Source organism: Ochrobactrum sp. CGA5 (genome assembly GCF_006345815.1).
Taxonomy (GTDB): Bacteria; Pseudomonadota; Alphaproteobacteria; order Rhizobiales; family Rhizobiaceae; genus Brucella.
The window spans coordinates 16,649-33,779 of record NZ_VCIG01000010.1; the positions used below are offsets into that span (position 1 = coordinate 16,649).

The following is a 17,131-nucleotide window of genomic DNA, read 5'->3' on the forward strand; positions in this document are numbered from 1 at the left end:
TATGGATACTCCTGATCGAAATCGCGGGCAGGATCGCTCGCCAATGTAGATACATTTCAAACGCCGAGATATTTACACCTTTTTGTCAAAAAGATTCCGTGTGGCGGAAGTGCAACAGTTTTGGATGGGTTTGGGCGTCGTCTTTGACGAGTGTTCGAAATCCATGAAATGCTCTTTCAGTTCCGAACCACTCGATCAGACAACGCCCGTATACGACGTCATCCTACCGTCTTCATCGAGGTCGATGAAAGCACGTTTGCCGCGTTTGCCAACAGCCATAAAAACCAGCTTACCTGGATGAGCCTCCAGAAACCGCAAAGCTTGGCCGTCTGGCGCGTAATGCGTGATGTCCTTGCCTTCGGTCTCGGTGAACCCGTTATCGCTTAGAAAGCGCTCGTTATGGCGATTGATGGCGAATGCACGGAGCCGCCTGGGTCGCTGATACAATCCAGTCAGCATGCCAATTCCTGCGAGAAACGCGGTGACAGCAGCGCCAATCATGACAGCCAGCATGATCGTGCCACCCGCTTCGCTTTCTTTTGAGGTGGTGGCGAGACCTTCAAATGCGAGAATTGAAGCGGCAACGAAGCCAATCGCAATCAATAGAATGCTGCCGATGTAAGTCAGAAAGAGGGTGCCCAGGACGCCACGGTCATGTCCTCTGACCAGACCTCGGCCGCCAATGAAAGGGCAAAAGATGACAGCGAGCAACAGTAGCAGGTTGCCGCCATTCTTTTTCGTGCCCTTGTAAATATCACGTCCCACCGAAAGCCCGAAGCCCGCAACAGCGGCTCCCCCGACACCAGTCGCGATCAAAGCTAATGTCGATTTGTTTTTACCGAACTTCATGCCTTACCTGCTTTTCTGACAAACAATCGCGTCGTACCTCTGGTGAGGGAAAACAACAGCCACGCCGCCCACAAAACCCACCCCAGAACGCCAATCATCAGTGTTGCTAGCCAGTATGCCAGTTTGCCCAGTTTGATAGCCGTTTTGCCAAGTATTTTGACGACAGCAGATGTCTTTTCTCCAAACCTGGATGTCAGCTTTGTAAACCGCGAAAGATCCTTGGCATCGTCGGCATGCTCCAGCACGCGAAACGTTGTCTTTACCCCGCCTACCTTGGTGATCACAGTGGCATTGCTGGCAAGCGTTCCAACTTCGGAAGCGACATTCGGCTTAACTGCTCCCTTGAAGCTCATTTTGGCAGCGTCGACATCAATTGGCATCATGCTCCTGATCAAGGCACCGAAACCCGAGAAATCGCCCTTCATGACGTCAGACCATTTTAAATTCGAAACGGTTGACCGTACTTCACGGATAGCTGGTGTTCTGAAAGTTGGCAGCTTGACTTCAGAAAGTCCCTTCCGGAGTGCGCTCACATCGACCAATTCTGATGCCAGTTTTCCTACTCGGTTTCGAAGTGGTTTCGAGAGCTTGCCAGCCTTATTAGCCGTTTTGACAACGGATGCGCCGATATCTACAGCTCCCGCTCCCGGCGGATTTGTCAAAATGAGACCAAAAAGCGCCAGTCCGAGGGTGATCCTGTCGTAATCTTGACCTTGAATAAATTGGCCACCTTGAATGACAACGTCTCGCGCATCACCGACCTGGAAGTAATCCGCTGCTAACACACCTCCAATTGAAGGCACGGAGGTCACTTCCCCTGTTGTCGCGCCGTTGATGAAATCTTTTATATTGCGAAGTCCAAACTGGAATACGGATTCCTTGCTCTTTTCTACGAGTTCAGCAGGGATTTCATGGCCGCGTTCCTGGGCAAGAGCAACAAGATTGCCAGCCTCAGCGACATCGTCTTCCGCGAGTGAGGCCTCGATCTCAGTAATGAAGTCGTTGGTCGTCAGCTGATTCAGACGATATTCCGTTATCGAAAGCGGATCCCAGTAATTGAATGCCAGTTTTACAGCAGCAAACTGCGAAGACGAATAGAAGGCCACCGCCGACGCAATCAAGCAGACCGCGCTTGCCGCCCGATAACCCTGTCGAATTTTTTGTAACACTGCCATGCGACACCCCATCCCCGGAAATTTGGATAGCGCTAATTTCTCATGGCTTCAACGGGAATTATGATGACGGCTTCCTGTTGAGCGATCAGCTGCCGAATTCGTCATACCTTGGTGTCAACATTGGATTATTCCGCAAGGTCCCGATCAGGATAGTCGTCTCCGAATGTCGTATAGCTTTCATCTCCCTCAGTGTGGACAGCAAGAATGGCGGAAGCGGGCAGGGGGCTTTTTACGCATAGATCGAAGCCGAGCCTGTCGGTTTGGAAGCCAATGTCGCGAGCGAAAAGGTTCAACACGGTATTCGCTGCTGACCAGCAACCCATTATCGGGCGTCTTTCGTTATCTAACAACGGGACTGCCAATTCGAATACTCGACCTCGACCGATTGACTGCACGCGGTTCAACAGATCAGGATCTTGGCTTTCGTCTATCCAGAAATACCCGACCTCGCCGCCCCAATGATTGACCAGTAAAATAACTGACCGATCTGCAGGATGGTACGGAGTCGACGTCATCCAGAAACCCTCCCGTGCATACAACTGATCGGGATGCATCAGAGGCGACGAAGAAAAGATGCGGTCGCCTTCTTGAATGGAAAGCATACCCGATTTTACCAGACGTCCAACGCGATCCGACAAATGCGCAAAAGCTGTCGCAGAAGTCGGTGCAAAAAATCCATTGGCCAACACATTCTCAACTTCGGCGTCAATCATTCGAGTGTAGTGGAACGCGCGAATTGTCTTGCTCGACATCAAGGCTGCCAGCTCTTCGCGAATTCGATTGTAATTGTCCGCGAAGGGATTTCGATTTCGACGTTCATATCGCTGGAGGTGTTCCAGATCTTCGTTGGTTTGCTGTTCGTAACGATGAAATCGGATGATCGTTTCTGAATGCTCTTTCAGGAATTCAGTGATGTCTTCAGTGAAGGTCTTTGCGTTCCAGGTATCTATGATTTCTGTCGTCATGATGTGCCAGTGTTTGATGTCGATTTCTGGTTATTGGTTTCCGTGATTTGTCTCTCGGTGTCGATGGGGTTTTGTCGGTGTCGGTGTTGATAATTTTTGACATCGGTGATGGTAGTTTTTGATGTCGGGTTTGATGAAGTTCGATGTCCGATATTTTCTTCATGATTTCCCATGAGATTCATATCGACATCGGGGTTGAAATGGATGGATGCCCGTTTGGGCATTGAAGCTTTACACAGGACGCGACTGCGACGTGCCTGTGTCGCCTGCGGCGGGCTTTTGGGGTCGAAAACCTAGACTTTGTGGTCGAAAACTTAGTGTTAACACCTTGACTTTATTGCCGCCGGTGGCCAACATTAAGAATATAAGCGTTAAATACTTATTGGTATCCGGTTTCAACCTCATTTTATTTATATAAAATTGTTCAACCTGATGTCCAACTGTAGCGCATCAGGAGACAATACTATGAAGAAACCGATATCAAACACAGGAGACAAGTGGTCAACGCTTGGTTTGAAGCTGAGACCTGACGATAAAGAGATCGCCGACGAATATCTTTCCAACTGGGGTGCCCTACGTGGCGTCAGTAAGGGCGATGCGTTTATGCATTTGATCCGCAATGCTCAACGTAACGAAGACGAAACCGATAGCATGCGGTCCCGCATCCATGAACTGTCAGATTCCATGTTTTCGGTCGAGCAGTCGTTATCCGAGATTAAAACAGTGCTGAAGCTGATAGCATTTCGTGGCGACCCTGATGCGGTCATTCGTTACTACAATGAGGCTAACGGTTCCGCTTCCAATCAGCATTCGATTTCATCCCGTGATGATACCGATGCCGTTGATGATCTCAGTCTGATCTCGATGTTTTCCCAGATCAAGACCTCAAATGACGGCGAAACGGGTTCGCAGACAGGTCTACACCATCGCGGTATTGGGACCGTTGCAGGCAGTAAACGGGTAGAACGCAATTTCATGAAGAAGCGGCATTCTGTGAACTAATCGATGCATAATTGCAAACAATTGAGTTTCAAAAGGAGATAATAATGATCACGATCTACAACAGAAACAGCAACCATGATGCGCCGGAATGGATTGCCGTTTTTTCCAATAACGGGAGCTACTATGAGCGCTTCCGGAGAGTGCAACTCGTCAATATCGTCGTCGCACAAATCCTGTTTCAGGATTTCATTGATGCTGCATTCGAGACGCTTTATGCCGCCACACCGGAAGGCACGAGTTTCGAAATGGTCAAATTCAAGAATGGCCCACTCTTCGAAATCCGCTTTCGTATAGACGCAACGCTTGCGAAAGACCTGGAGGATTCCGGCACATATCTACTGGCCACCGAACTCTTCGATAGTTGCCTTGAATTGGCACTGGAAGCGGTCGACAAGCGCAAGAAAACTCGGAGTCGCTAATATGGCAGTCGGGGTTAATCCGGTAAACTTCATTGGTTATCTGACCAAAAATCCGAGCGAGGAGACCGATGTAACGCGCGCGGATGAAGTGATCGATTTTGATCAGCAGACTGATATCATCAATCAGGACATCCAGGCTCTTACGAAGTCGGCTTCACTCAATCAGACAGGCAGCGACTATTATTCGGCAGGTACCTCGGATTCCAATGGCGGCACCTTTTTCCGACCTGCGCTGACCGATCAGGCATTAGCCAGCATCATGGAAGTCAAGGAAGGCACGAAACCGAAGGTCGGCAACGGTCTTCGTATTCTGGACGGCGTAGAGTCTGGGAGTAAGCTGTCATCTGCTGTTGTTCGTAGGCTGGCAGAAGGGAGAGATCCCGTTACAAATGAAGTGCTGGCCACCAAGACGGCCAAATATTTCGATGACTTGCGCCGCCATCCAGAGAAGATGGTCGACAAGGACGGCAATCCAAAGAAACTGCCACGCGTCGGCGAGGATGTCACATTCTCCATCGATAAGCAGATATCTGTTATCTGGGCATGGGCGCGTCTTAAAGGCAATCACGAGCTTACCAAAAAGATTGAAAATGTCATCGAGCAGTCAGCGGCGAAGTCTCTTCAGGCAATGTACGATGCCGGACAGATTCAGACCCGTCGCGTTATCAAGAAACCAATGTTCGACGCGAATGGCCAGCCTGTCATCAATGAGAAGACAGGAAAGCAGAAGACTGAGAACATCGAATGGATGGAGCCTGTGACGGACTTCACTGCTGCCCTGTACCTCCACCAAACGGCTCGTCCTACAGGGGATGGCACATCACGTGGCGACCCTAATTTACACGTGCATGCCTTGATCATGAAATCGTCAATAAGACAGGATGGCACGATTGGTGCTATAGAGAATAACGCTCTTGTACTCATGCGCCCAGTTATGGACGCCCTCTTTAAGAACGCCGTTATCGAAGGCCTACAGAAGATGGATGAGTTCCGCGATCTGGACTTCGAGATGGGCGATAAAGGCATCAAGATCAAGGCTGGCGATCAAGCATTGTTTGACATCATCGTCGACAATTTCAGCAATCGGAAGCGTGAAATCGACGCCGCCTTGGAAGAGCGAGGCCTATGCCGTGCAAACCGGGAGGCCGCTGAGATAGCCGCTAAGAGCACCAGAGGCTCGAAAGACGACCAGCCACCAATCGAGGAACTCGAAAAGGACTGGAAGCGCGATTTCGATAAGCTGCTTGGCGACACCGATCTAATGTCGATCCTGTCGAAGAAAGAAGTCCGACAGGAAACCCGCGAAGAGAAGATCGAACGCGTCGCTCAGAATGCCATCGCACGTCTTGGTGGGCATCGCACCATTGTTAGCGAAGTCGACGTGCTGGCCGAGACGGCTCGTGCGTGTGTGTCAGAATTCAAGTTCGAAGAAGTGCAAGAGATCGTCCGACATGTGAAAGAGAAGCACCTTTACATTGCCGAACCAGACGCCGATCAGCGTATCCAATGGGCGGTCAAGCATCTCGCTGAGAAGGAAACCCAGTTCCTGCTCGACATCAAGAATGTTCCAGAAATGAAACCGATGCGTTCAGATCAGGAAATCGAAGATGCCTTAGCCGAGATGCAGGCCAAGCATGATGCCGACCCAAAAAACAATAAGATGCTCAATGAAGAGCAGGTTGGGATGTATAAATATGTACTGTCGAGCAAACAACAGCTGGTCTGCGTAGAAGGCAGTGCGGGCACTGGCAAGACGTTTTCGATGTCCACAGTCCACGAAGCTGTGAAAACCGCTGGAAGACGTATGCTTGGACTTAGCCCATCATGGAAGGCCGCGAACATTTTGCGCGATGACATTTCACTTGGCAATGATGCATTTTTTGCGACCGCCAAGTTTATTGCAGAACACCGGGCTGGCAAGGTCAAGATCGATGCAAACACCGTCATCGTTGTCGACGAAGCAGGTATGATGGGTATCGAAGACGCGCAGTACATTCTGGAAGCAGTTAAAGCAGTTGGTGGCCGTCTTATTCTTCAAGGTGATACCATGCAGCTATCGCCAGTGGCAGCGGGTGATCCACTCACGCTTGCGATGCGCCTCAACGGCGGCTACCGCCTCAACAATATCGTCAGACAAACCGACAACACAAATGAGGAGACCAAGCGTCTGACGGCTCGTATGCGTGAGGCATCCGGTGAATTCGTAAAGTCCGGCCTCGAAGGCCTCAATAATAAGAATCCCGAAGGCTCCAGAGACAACGCCGACGACCCAAATAAGAAGCCTGCGAAACACAAAGGCGACCCCCATATCGCCAAAGCTCTCGGAATTTACCAAGAGGAAGGCCGTATCATTTTCTCGAAAACGGCGGGAGATGCATACAACGAAGTCGCGCAGCGCTATTTGCGGAATGCTCATTTGGAAAAGGGAAATCTTAAAGAATGCCTGGTCGTCAGTAATCGTAACAAGGACGTCCATGCTCTGAATCAGAACATCCGCCGTGCAATGATAAAAGCAAGCCACTTCGGAGATGTGGAAGTCGAGTTTGATGCTTATCGACGCGATGAGAAAGAGGACACAGTCGGCCATAAGCTGAAATTGAGGGCAGGTGAGCGTGTTATTTTTGGTGGTAAGCAGTTCACTGTGAATGCCGCCAGCGGATTGATGGTCAACAACTCCGATATGGCAACGGTCGAGAGGGTAACCCCGCGTAAAGGTCAGGAACCGCTTATCACCCTGCGTTTCGATAAAACTGAATCCCATCGCGAAATTCTGGTGACTGTGACCCCTTCACAATTGGCAGCCGAAGACCGTTTCGCTGATCGCAAGCCTCTACCCGTATTGCAGCACGCTTATGCAGTCACTGTACATGCCGCTCAAGGAACCACTACCAACCGCTGCATTGTCGCCAACGTCAATGGCATCGATTATCGTCTCGCCTATGTTGGTCTCACCCGTCATCGTCATGATGCCGAGATGGTCGTCAACATAGGCCGTATGGAAATCAACGCTCTCGTGAAGGACGGTTTGATTATCCGCGAGGAAAACGGGAATCTAATTATTCCACACCCGGAGGACAAAGAAGACATCGTCATACCAGAGGATGAGTACAAGTTCACTGAGGATGACTATATGAACCGCTTGATCTTCGAAGCATCTTCATCTGAGAGCAAATCGAACTTTTCTGACCTCAGCTTTTACAAGACCAAAGACGGGCTTGAAGCTTTTCTGGCAGACACAAACAGATTCCAGACCCATATCGAAAAACTGCGGGAGCAGGGCAGGCTAACCGAAGCCGATTTGGAACGCCGTATCATCGACAATAAAGCCCGTCTTGACAGCATGAGAAAAGCGGCATCGGTTTCGGGATCTCTGTCAAAAGAAGAGATCCAGAATTTGACGAACGGCACCCCACTGTCTTCAAGCGATAACGCTAAGCAAGATTATGCAAAACCGTTTGTAAATGACGTTGCTGCAAACGATTCTAAAAACACGAATTCAATCACTATCAATCAGCCAACCACGGAGGAGCTGAACGACCTTAAGAGGAGATATAATGTGAGTGAACTGACGCTAGAGAAAATGAAACTGGATATCCCGTCATCGATTATAAAATGGGATGTCGATCTGGAGACCAGATATCGGAATGAACTGGAAATGTTCATGATTGAACACGGTGCGGTTCCAAATCCCAAGCAGAAATCGACGGCGTCGTCGTTGGCATTCTGCGATGGCGTAACGAACGGGAAACCCAACAATGTCTGGAATATGTCCCGCATGAAGGATGGAAACTGGATCTACAACCAGTGGAATGATTCCGGTCAGAGTGGTCGTCTGGAAACCTGGCTGATCAAAAAAGGCGTCGTAAAAGACTACTTGGCCGCCGAGGCATTGCTTTCAGAACAATTCCCACTTCATGCCGTCCGCAACGGGCAGATGAAGAGTGAGGCGCTTGCCATGCGCATTGTGCAGGATCCAAAGCCGAAGGAAATTTGGGCGGCTTATGAGCATTCTATCAAGCAGCAGACATCGGTCTGCTCTTTCAAGCCCGGATATGGCGACATGGATGGCCTTGAAAAGCTTCAGCAGGCAATAGAAGAAGGTAAGCTATCTGGGGCATTCGGCGATGTCGAAAAGAGGGCCAAGATTGCAGAAAAGTGGAATCGGGTGCTGGTTGCAGGCCAGAAACCCGATGCTACCGAGAAAGAAATCAAACGTGCGGATGCCGCCCTTGAGATGATCAATGCTGGCAAGACCATGTTTGAGTACGAGTGGAAACACGTCCTCGAAGAATCCCGTATCACCGATAAATACCCGAAAGAGCGCGCTCTCGACCGCACGACGATGCTGGTTTTCAAAAACGATGTTCGTCGTTCTGCTTTTTACGACCACAGTTCCAACGACTGGAAAGACGGCCTGTCTTTCGCTCACCGTGACGTCATCCGTTTTGGCACAGTGACTGGCATCGAGACAAAACTGCCTCCGGCTACCACTCGCAGCGGTCAGGATGCTATGACTTCAAGCTTCTCTCAATTCGGCGGCAAGGGTGTCGCCATGATGGGGTATAAGAAGTCGCCTGATATCGAGCATGTAATCATCTGCGAGTCCGGTGTCGATTCCTTATCTCATTGGCAGAAGAATAATTTGCCTGCTGAAGCCAAAGACTGGACAATCAAAGAGCGAAACCAGTTCTCCGATGGATGGTGCGAGAAGAACAAAACCTTGTACCTGTCAGTATCGGGTGGAATGTCCAATGTCGCCGAGGAAGCTATTGAAATCTTGGCGAAAAAGAATCCGAATGCGAAATTCACGGTCGCCATGGATAACGATATTGCAGGATATGGCTTCCGAGACAAAGCTATATCGGCCATCCAACGTGGAAACCAACAGGCCGAAGCTAAAGACGCAACTCTCTCAGTGTTCTACAAGGACTGGAATGACTCGGTAAAAGCTGATGCTGGAAAGCTTAACGGCACCGTTCGCTGGCCTGCTGATATCGATAAAGACATCGTGCAGAAGGTCATGACGATGGCAACTGATCGGCCGCATGAGTTGCTTAAGGTATCTGACGCCGATCTCGACCGTTACAAGACCGAAAACATCGTCGCAGCCGCCAAGGAATTCAAGGCAGCACATCCACACTTCGATGAAATGCGGAATGCCGCTTACGAGAAGGTCGGGATTTCAAGAGAGAACATTCGTCAATGGGAGCCTGAAAGTTTCAGGGATACCGGATTCAGCGACAAGCAGATTTCATTTATCCAGTCCAGACGTCAGGAAGTCATGGATAAGCAGAAAGAGGCCGTCGCTGATCAGCGCAGGCTCGCCGATGCCATTCGGAATTCGGAAAAGAAGACGGCTCAGACGCCTGCTTTCACCAAGCCTGATTTCAAAAAGCCTGTTGAGATAGACGTCTCCAAGACAACAACTCCGACGCCTGTTAAGACATTTACGCGCCCAGAACCTGAGAAACGCCGTCCAGATGCCGCCAGACCATTTGGACGTCCGGCTGGCACGATTGAAACCAAGGTTCGTGAAGCTGACACCAAGGCGCAGGAGAGGGCGGCCGCAGAACGGGAACGCTTACGTAGAGAGGCCGAACGCGCTGCTGAGAAAGAGAAGCCAGCGGTGGCCAAATTTTAATTGAAGGGGAGGAGGAGCAGTTCCTGACACAAGGTTCATGCAAGCCTCGGTCCTTATGGTGAGAATTGATGCTTCGGGGGTAGCTATGGGTTTGTACGGAATGATGCGTACGGGCGTTTCAGGGATGAACGCTCAGGCAAATAAACTGAGTGCGGTGGCAGACAATATCGCGAATGCCAGCACAAATGGTTATAAGCGCGGATCGACTGAGTTTTCGTCTCTGGTGCTGCCATCAACGTCTGGCAACTACAATTCCGGCAGTGTCCTGACGCAGGTGCGTCACAACATCGGTGCGCAGGGCGGATTAACATCAACGAGTTCAACGACAGATCTGGCTCTGGATGGCAATGGCTTCTTCGTTGTGCAGGACGCCAGTGGCATGCCTTATCTGACGCGGGCTGGATCGTTCGTTCCCGACAAGAATGGAGATCTGGTGAACGTGGCTGGCTTTACGCTGATGGGCTATCCCTATCCGTTCACTGGTGCGGGTAACGGTTTCGATGGCATGGTGCCTATCACACTGGGACAGAGCAGCTTTCCTGCAGAGCCGACCACCAACGGCACTTTCACCGTGAATCTGCCTGCGAATGGTCCAGACGTAGGGCAAGCAATTGTCAATGTTCCACCATCGGAGAACAGCCCGTATAGCGCGTGGAACCGCAAGCTGACGACGGCTAGCCTGAATAGCGCTGGCGAATTCGTGACCACGGAAACCTATTTCACCAAGATTGCTGATAACCGCTGGGAGGTGACCATTGTTGAAACGGATGGCGCTCCTTCGACAGGTTTTCCCTACGACCTGACGGGCGGCAATGTTGAATTGCGTTCGATCCAGCTCGACTTCGACCCGGTGACGGGGGATCTGATCGGTAGCAATCCGATTGTTGGATTCGATCCGAATGATCCCTTCCTTGTCGATCTATCCGGCTTCACGCAGGCAATAGCGGGTGGTTCGACGCCCGCTGCTAAGATCAATACGAATCTGTCCACGCTGGCACCGATCCTCGACACGGCAGCAGGTGAGATGCCAGCATCCGCGAACAGTACCGCAAGCCGCCCGACAGAACGGATGAGCCTGCGAGGATATGCAGGTTTCCCAAGCAATGTCGGGCTGGACGTTTATTATACGCGCACTGGACCTGACACGTGGGAAGTGGCTGTCTATAACGCGGCTGACGCGACAAATACCGGGGCTAGCGCTCCGTTTCCTTACAGCAGCGCTCCACTCGGCCAGACAATACTGCAATTCGATCTTGCAACGGGCGCTCTGATCAGCGGCGGCAGTCTCAATGTCACGCTTCCGAGTGGAGAGACTTGGCCAATCGATTTCAGCGATAGCATGTCTTTGGCCGACCCCAGCCTGATGGATAATGAGGGGGTATTTGCGGCGCTAAACCTTCCCGCGACTGATCCAGTCATCAAGCCTTCGGTGTTAGGCAATACGCCTGCCGACAATATGGCGAGCAGCGCCTATTCGCATAAGACATCCTTAATCGCATACGATGATCAGGGACGAGCCGTGACGCTGGATGTCTATTTCACCAAGGGTGCAGATTTCAACTGGGAGGTGGCCGTCTTCAATCGCGACGATGCGTCACCATCGGGCGGATTTCCTTATGGCGCTCCGGGTAGCGCGCCTCTTGCCACGTCGCTGATGCGGTTTGATCCCCAAAATGGCAGGCTTCTGGAAGGTGGTACGCTTGAGATAGCAATACCCAACGGTCAGACCATGACGCTTGATCTTGCAGCATCAACACAGCTTGCAGGCGATTATCAGATATCTGCGGCTGAACTGAACGGACAAGCGCCAAGCGCAACCGTCGATACCGTTATTGGAGAAGACGGTATCGTATATGATCGCTCTGCAACGGGCGACATGCTCGCGCGTTATCAACTCGCGATAGCTAACGTCGCAAGTCCGGACAAAATGACCGTCATCAGCGGCAACGTATTCTCTCCTTCTGCTGAATCTGGCGACGTCATCATTGGAACCGCAGCATCGAACGGAAACGGCAAAATCAGGACTGGGGCGTTGGAAAATTCGAACGTCGATATTGCGCAGGAACTGACAGACATGATCGAAGCCCAACGTAGCTACACAGCGAATTCGAAGGTTTTTCAGACGGGTTCTGAGCTGATGGACGTTCTGGTCAATTTGAAGAGATAATGTTAGTTTGCCCCTGAAACTGTCGACCTAGAATCGTCTGTCAAACTTCATTTGAAGGTCTATGCGCGGCACTTGCTTTCTTATCATTTGGAGAATGCAGTATGGACGAGCTAAATCTGAAAACCGACACGCGACAGGCAAATTGGCGGCGTCAGAATCCTCAGAAGTATCTCGCGCATGTTGCCGTTCAACGTGCATTGGGGAGCGGTGAGCTGGTCAAAGGATCATGTGAGATCTGTGGGAATCCGTCTGTGGACGCCCACCATGATGATTACTCAACTCCGCTCCAGGTACGATGGCTCTGTCGCCAACACCATATCAGGGTGCACGCCAGTGGATGTGATGGAGATTTGTTTCCAATCGGTGGAGACGAAGTTTAACACACTATCCTTGAGAACTTTGCTTGGTCTTCTTATTTCTTTTCAGAACCTGCTTTCGGGGGTGTAGTCAATTTTTGGAGATGTCCAGCGAAAGTTTCGATGTCGTCTACTCCAGCTACTTTATACAGAACATCTTTCAGGTATGTCTGGTCAGATAACTGACCTATCGCCATAGCTAGACCGTTTTCATTGTCCGACCTGGAAAACAGAAAGCGAATTTTGACAGCGTCGTCATCATGAGGGTCTTTGTCTGGCTGTAAATACTCGATTTCGTGTGTGAATTTTCCATAATGTTCATTGGTAAAATTCATGAGCCATCCAAGGCGTTTAAGCTCGGATGTGACGATCTCGAATAGCTTGGTAAAGCCAAGAGCACCGATCATGTTCTGAATCTTCAGCCTTCGACCGTCAGTCCCTTCAGGCCATACTGTTGCGCAGAATTCGGCCTCATCTTCATAGGCTTCTTCGAGTGTTAATGCGCAGTCCGGCAATTGAATGATTGTGACATCGAATGTATCGACCCAAATCAATCTCGCACGTAGTTCTTCTAATGGGTTTGACATCCACAGAGAGCTAAAAATCCCATTCTCGAATCCAAGGTCTGACTCGATGTTGTCTGAGATGCGGCCGATCACGTCATCAAAAACGTAAATAATCCGATTTACATACAAGTCGTTAGTTGGCGTGGGATGGACTGACAGTGACATCTCAATAGCAGCATCGGCTGCGACCGCCATATATTGCTGCAGAGATTCAATTTCATCATTGTCTGGGAAAATCCTATGGTTCACGGGAACCGGAATAAGTATAATTTTGGAGGCCTCTGCTTCAACAATACCGAAAGCGCCAAACTCGGTTTCGCTCAGCAAGAGTTTTCCATTTACGCCGTTTATGCGTTGAACTACACCCGCCAGCTTCTCAGAAGCTATAAGAGAGAGTTCCCGCCGAATGCGTAGGGTCAACGGGGATGCTTCTCGTCGCAGTCTAACGGGTACTTCTACAGGCTCAAAGTCTACTGACAGAAATGACAATCCGACAGGTTTACCGTCGTCACCTTTGATTGGCCATACGTGATCCAGAAGCCTTTTATTGAGCTTTAGCGGCGTTATATAGGTAACCGTATCTTCTTCACCATAAATCTCAACAATGGTACCTTTAGGACGTGGTAATAATGAATATGTATAGGCCGCACTATTCCTCGATATATCGAATTCATCCACGTTAATCGATGTTTCGACTTTGGCATTATTAGCCCGTTCAGGTTCTTTAATCGTGCATGGATGCTTATCCCACGGCGGCCCTAACGGAGGATCGAAAAACACCCGACCTCCGTTGTACGCTTGAAAGAAGAAAATGGGGTTACCGCAAACTGGGCATTTCGCATTCGGGTAAGTGATCCCGTATTGTGGTCCGTGTTTGAACGAAATTGTCTGTTGGTTGACGACGGTGTGATGCCATTCACCACGGTTTACATCGTGACCTCGCACCGAAAACGTTGTGCCATGCGCATTGGTACGGGTATGGCCTGATCTATGGAAGCGAGACATATCGATCTAACCTGGTGCGATTTCGTTGATATTACCGGACATAACATTAAGTTCCATAACCTATCTTATGCCACTAAGATATTGATATTATTAATAAAAACCTGCTGCTGTTCAATTTTATCACCCGTCCTTTTCTGTGGTTGTCAGCTTGGTCGCGCAGAACCATTTTCTGGTACGCTCGTTCTGGAAACATGTGGTGTTATTCGGCTCGTACTTACGCTGTGCCGGATCGCCGTTGATTTTGAGAGCTGTTTTACCGATTGAGATGACCGTTTTGCTGCCGCTCGGCCACACAAAGTCTATGTTCAGGAATCCATTTGCGGTCGAACCCGGTCCCTGAACGCAAATTTCTTCATCGACAGTTTGATTATCTTCCGCCTTTACAACACACCTATATCGAGGGCCTTTCAAGGCATTGGTAGCGTCGATTTTTGAGGGCAGGTTCGCTAATTTTGAATAAGCAGGCCAAAGCGCAATTTTCGAGACCGAATTCAGGACGCCGTATTCCAGGCTAGGATCGCAGACACCGCTACCCAGTTGGGTATCGTAAGTGTTATTCGTTCCGCAAACGTTCAGCTTGTCCTTGTATAGCCGCACATTACATTCGGCGTCGGCATAGCCTGCGTCGTTGCTGACGACATGATAATTCTTGCCGTACGAGGAATTCACAGGTTTGGACTGGCGCTCTACCGCATCCTTGTCGGTGTAAGCTTTGTGCAGATAATCGACGGAACCAGGTTCCATCAATCGGGTTTCCCAGTAGAAAGCATTGTCGCATGCAATGAACGCTGTTTGAGCATCAATGTCAGTGGGTTCTTGAAATCCGAAAATTTCGATGTCAAAGCGCCCTGCCCTGTTCACATCATCGACCATGAAGAAGTCATTACCGACATGCGAGATCATGGCTTGAACCAGATCAGGTTTCATCATCGGCCGCGTGGTAAACGGCCCCGTGGGACTATTCGCCAGATTAAAAATCTGTAGGAGAGCGTTCTGAGCCTCGTCGAAACCGACTGCCAAGGCCTTGATAGAGACCTTCTCGTCAGAATCGATATCCAGATATGGTCTATGGAAGCCAAGTTGCGCGTTCTTGTGCATCTTTCGGCTTGCCCAGCCCATCTCGCCACCTTGTGCGACTCCCATCATAAACATGATAGCGCATGCCGAATAACAGGCTTCACCGTCCCTTATGATGGTCGTAATGCCTCGCTTGTATATCTCACCTGCGAGTGCTGTTCCCTCGGCCAAATTGCCACCAGGCGAATTCAGACAAATCGTGTTCTTCCACGTTGTCTCGCCGTCAGAACCTGGAAGAATTTCGTCAGCCAAAGTGTTAAACTGCTGGAGATCGCCCTTCACGATCTCTCCATGAAGTTCCATGAGGCATAGTGGATCGTTTGCCTTCCCAATTTCGGCTCCGATAGCGTTCGTACTGATCCCGAGGGACGTGATGGCCAAAGCGAAGGGTATGAACGTTGCCCAGCAGTTCCTCATCACATCGCGCCCTTGCTCAATTTCCGCCACTCCCACGGCTCGACAAAGGTGCCCTGCCAAATACCTGTCTTCCGACTTTGCGCATCCTTTTGAGCGCCTGAATACGCTCCCTTTGAATACATTGGCCAATCCAATGCATGCCCATTCCGGACGAGCCATGTCGCGAGATCCTGACCGAAGGTATTCACGCATGATGCAACGATCCGACTATATTGATCGACATCACGTTGCGCACAAATAATTGGCTGTGCATCGTTGATGTAGTTGGCCAGCTTCATCGCACCGATTTGCCCGCAACGATACTCACTGCCGGATGCATCTTGACAGGTTTGCCCACCTTCAGGCGCGTCGATGCCCCAAATGCGGATGCGTTGCCCATGAATTTCAATTGTATCGGCATCGATGACAGATGCGCGTCCCGCTATCGAACCACGGGGTTTCGAGGGCTTTGCAACAGTCTTGGTGTCTGAAGGTGCATAAAACGACGACGAGGGAGTTCCTCTGGCCTTCGCACCGCCGAGTTCATATGTGCAAAGTGTTTCCGAAGGTGGAGAACCACAGTTCTGTGCTAGATTTCGATTGCTAGCGCAACGTCCCGTGGCATGAATACGCCAGCCGGGGCCGCCCTTGCAGCCGCAACCGCGACATCTGTCTGATATCTGCATGACTGGTCGCGATACCTGCTCAGCAGGCGGCTGCCAAGCCACGACCGATGCCGCCAAAATCAACCCCAACATGACCCTGCCCCCAAATGATCAGCTATTCGTTCGGATCGGTACCCGCATACCCGACTTCCAATCCTTTTGCGACTTCAGCGACCGCCCTTGCCGCTTCGTCGGCCGACCATCCAGCTTCGACAGCATCATTGATCAAATCTCGGATTCCAGGAATATCCGTCCCAGACAGCGCGGCAGCTGCTTCAGCTTCCGATCCGCCAGACAGGGTCGCCTGTTCGATTAAGTCGGAAATCCCATGAGAGACGGCTTCTTGGCAGTCAATATCGCGGTCTGGATAGTCTCCCTCTTTCCGTGGTCCAAGCATTTCGGTTTCCTCCCAAGATTACCGCTATGTCGGCCGTCATTATTTCATTGAAGGGAGATAATTCAAGCTCCAATAGCTAATGCAGTCGACCCTTTCCTTTCTCGTCCGTGATTTCCTTCCATAGCCCCGATCTCATCTGCTCCAGAATATGGTCGGCAACTGGTATTGGAATAGCCCTGACCAGCCTGAGCTTTTCGAGGTCGATAGGTGTACCGAGGCGGTAATAACGGGATCTGGTGCGCATCCAGCCTTCAGTAGCATTGAAGCCCATTATCGGACTTGTTGTGACATAGGGATCATCGATAGAAGGATGCCCATCAACTTGACCTCGTGCGCGCAAAAAATGGCCTGCCTGAATAATCCACCAGCCGTCGAGAAACGGAGCGGATGCAAGCACTTCATCTGATGGCTTGGTAACGGCCTCTTGAAGCAGTTTTTCGATATCCATTGC

The 17,131-nt window shown here is 50.5% G+C and carries 13 protein-coding genes; 5 read left to right on the forward strand and 8 right to left on the reverse strand.

Annotation, left to right across the window (positions count from 1 at the left end):
• Nucleotides 1-195 precede the first annotated feature (195 nt).
• The 3 genes from FJQ48_RS10775 to FJQ48_RS10785 all read right to left on the reverse strand — a co-directional run bounded on the left by FJQ48_RS10775 (nt 196) and on the right by FJQ48_RS10785 (nt 2,989).
• Nucleotides 196-849, reverse strand: coding sequence for a hypothetical protein (locus tag FJQ48_RS10775; RefSeq protein ID WP_139975126.1), 654 nt, complete (start codon nt 847-849; stop codon nt 196-198).
• The gene (locus FJQ48_RS10780) at nt 846-2,024 is read right to left on the reverse strand and encodes a hypothetical protein (RefSeq protein WP_139975127.1); all 1,179 of its coding nucleotides are present in this window, start codon (nt 2,022-2,024) and stop codon (nt 846-848) included. Before FJQ48_RS10780 ends, FJQ48_RS10775 begins: the two co-directional genes overlap by 4 nt.
• A 125-nt stretch (nt 2,025-2,149) precedes the next feature.
• Complete coding sequence (locus FJQ48_RS10785) at nt 2,150-2,989, reverse strand: hypothetical protein (RefSeq protein ID WP_139975128.1); 840 nt, start codon at nt 2,987-2,989, stop codon at nt 2,150-2,152.
• A gap of 465 nt (nt 2,990-3,454) precedes the next feature.
• On the opposite strand from FJQ48_RS10785, the gene FJQ48_RS10790 reads away from it, so the two are divergent.
• The 5 genes from FJQ48_RS10790 to FJQ48_RS22700 all read left to right on the forward strand — a co-directional run bounded on the left by FJQ48_RS10790 (nt 3,455) and on the right by FJQ48_RS22700 (nt 12,598).
• On the forward strand, nt 3,455-3,991 hold the full coding sequence (locus FJQ48_RS10790) for a hypothetical protein (protein WP_139975129.1): 537 nt from the start codon (nt 3,455-3,457) through the stop codon (nt 3,989-3,991).
• Between the two features lie 44 nt (nt 3,992-4,035).
• Nucleotides 4,036-4,410, forward strand: a complete 375-nt coding sequence (locus FJQ48_RS10795) for a hypothetical protein (protein WP_139975130.1) — start codon at nt 4,036-4,038, stop codon at nt 4,408-4,410.
• A 259-nt stretch (nt 4,411-4,669) separates the two neighbouring features.
• Nucleotides 4,670-10,051 carry an AAA family ATPase gene (locus FJQ48_RS10800; RefSeq protein WP_180350180.1) on the forward strand — a complete coding sequence of 1,794 codons (5,382 nt, stop codon included), beginning with the start codon at nt 4,670-4,672 and terminating at the stop codon, nt 10,049-10,051.
• A gap of 85 nt (nt 10,052-10,136) precedes the next feature.
• The gene (locus FJQ48_RS10805; RefSeq protein ID WP_180350181.1) at nt 10,137-12,218 is read left to right on the forward strand and encodes a flagellar hook-basal body complex protein; all 2,082 of its coding nucleotides are present in this window, start codon (nt 10,137-10,139) and stop codon (nt 12,216-12,218) included.
• Nucleotides 12,219-12,319: 101 nt separating this feature from the next.
• The gene (locus FJQ48_RS22700) at nt 12,320-12,598 is read left to right on the forward strand and encodes a hypothetical protein (RefSeq protein ID WP_139975134.1); all 279 of its coding nucleotides are present in this window, start codon (nt 12,320-12,322) and stop codon (nt 12,596-12,598) included.
• A 32-nt stretch (nt 12,599-12,630) separates the two neighbouring features.
• Here FJQ48_RS22700 and FJQ48_RS10815 read toward each other — a convergent pair whose 3' ends face one another.
• The 5 genes from FJQ48_RS10815 to FJQ48_RS10835 all read right to left on the reverse strand — a co-directional run bounded on the left by FJQ48_RS10815 (nt 12,631) and on the right by FJQ48_RS10835 (nt 17,128).
• A complete protein-coding gene (locus FJQ48_RS10815) occupies nt 12,631-14,145 on the reverse strand; it encodes a hypothetical protein (RefSeq protein WP_139975135.1) in 1,515 nt (504 codons plus the stop codon).
• Nucleotides 14,146-14,265: 120 nt separating this feature from the next.
• Nucleotides 14,266-15,504: a hypothetical protein gene (locus FJQ48_RS10820; RefSeq protein WP_139975136.1), complete on the reverse strand. Its 1,239-nt coding sequence runs from the start codon at nt 15,502-15,504 to the stop codon at nt 14,266-14,268.
• A gap of 134 nt (nt 15,505-15,638) precedes the next feature.
• A complete protein-coding gene (locus FJQ48_RS22705) occupies nt 15,639-16,376 on the reverse strand; it encodes a thermonuclease family protein (protein WP_247870352.1) in 738 nt (245 codons plus the stop codon).
• Between the two features lie 22 nt (nt 16,377-16,398).
• On the reverse strand, nt 16,399-16,680 hold the full coding sequence (locus tag FJQ48_RS10830) for a hypothetical protein (RefSeq protein ID WP_139975137.1): 282 nt from the start codon (nt 16,678-16,680) through the stop codon (nt 16,399-16,401).
• A 76-nt stretch (nt 16,681-16,756) separates the two neighbouring features.
• Entirely contained in the window at nt 16,757-17,128 is a 372-nt protein-coding gene (locus FJQ48_RS10835; RefSeq protein WP_139975138.1) for a DUF6634 family protein, read from the reverse strand.
• Between the last annotated feature and the right edge of the window lie 3 nt (nt 17,129-17,131).

Bases quoted from the DNA above. Each gene is read 5' to 3' on its own strand.
- FJQ48_RS10790 (WP_139975129.1), top strand. From the start codon at position 3,455: ATGAAGAAACCGATATCAAACACAGGAGACAAGTGGTCAACGCTTGGT.
- FJQ48_RS10780 (WP_139975127.1), bottom strand. From the start codon at position 2,024: ATGGCAGTGTTACAAAAAATTCGACAGGGTTATCGGGCGGCAAGCGCG.
- FJQ48_RS10800 (WP_180350180.1), top strand. From the start codon at position 4,670: ATGGAAGTCAAGGAAGGCACGAAACCGAAGGTCGGCAACGGTCTTCGT.
- FJQ48_RS10785 (WP_139975128.1), bottom strand. From the start codon at position 2,989: ATGACGACAGAAATCATAGATACCTGGAACGCAAAGACCTTCACTGAA.
- FJQ48_RS10815 (WP_139975135.1), bottom strand. From the start codon at position 14,145: ATGTCTCGCTTCCATAGATCAGGCCATACCCGTACCAATGCGCATGGC.
- FJQ48_RS10805 (WP_180350181.1), top strand. From the start codon at position 10,137: ATGGGTTTGTACGGAATGATGCGTACGGGCGTTTCAGGGATGAACGCT.
- FJQ48_RS10775 (WP_139975126.1), bottom strand. From the start codon at position 849: ATGAAGTTCGGTAAAAACAAATCGACATTAGCTTTGATCGCGACTGGT.
- FJQ48_RS10830 (WP_139975137.1), bottom strand. From the start codon at position 16,680: ATGCTTGGACCACGGAAAGAGGGAGACTATCCAGACCGCGATATTGAC.
- FJQ48_RS10835 (WP_139975138.1), bottom strand. From the start codon at position 17,128: ATGGATATCGAAAAACTGCTTCAAGAGGCCGTTACCAAGCCATCAGAT.
- FJQ48_RS22705 (WP_247870352.1), bottom strand. From the start codon at position 16,376: ATGTTGGGGTTGATTTTGGCGGCATCGGTCGTGGCTTGGCAGCCGCCT.
- FJQ48_RS10795 (WP_139975130.1), top strand. From the start codon at position 4,036: ATGATCACGATCTACAACAGAAACAGCAACCATGATGCGCCGGAATGG.
- FJQ48_RS22700 (WP_139975134.1), top strand. From the start codon at position 12,320: ATGGACGAGCTAAATCTGAAAACCGACACGCGACAGGCAAATTGGCGG.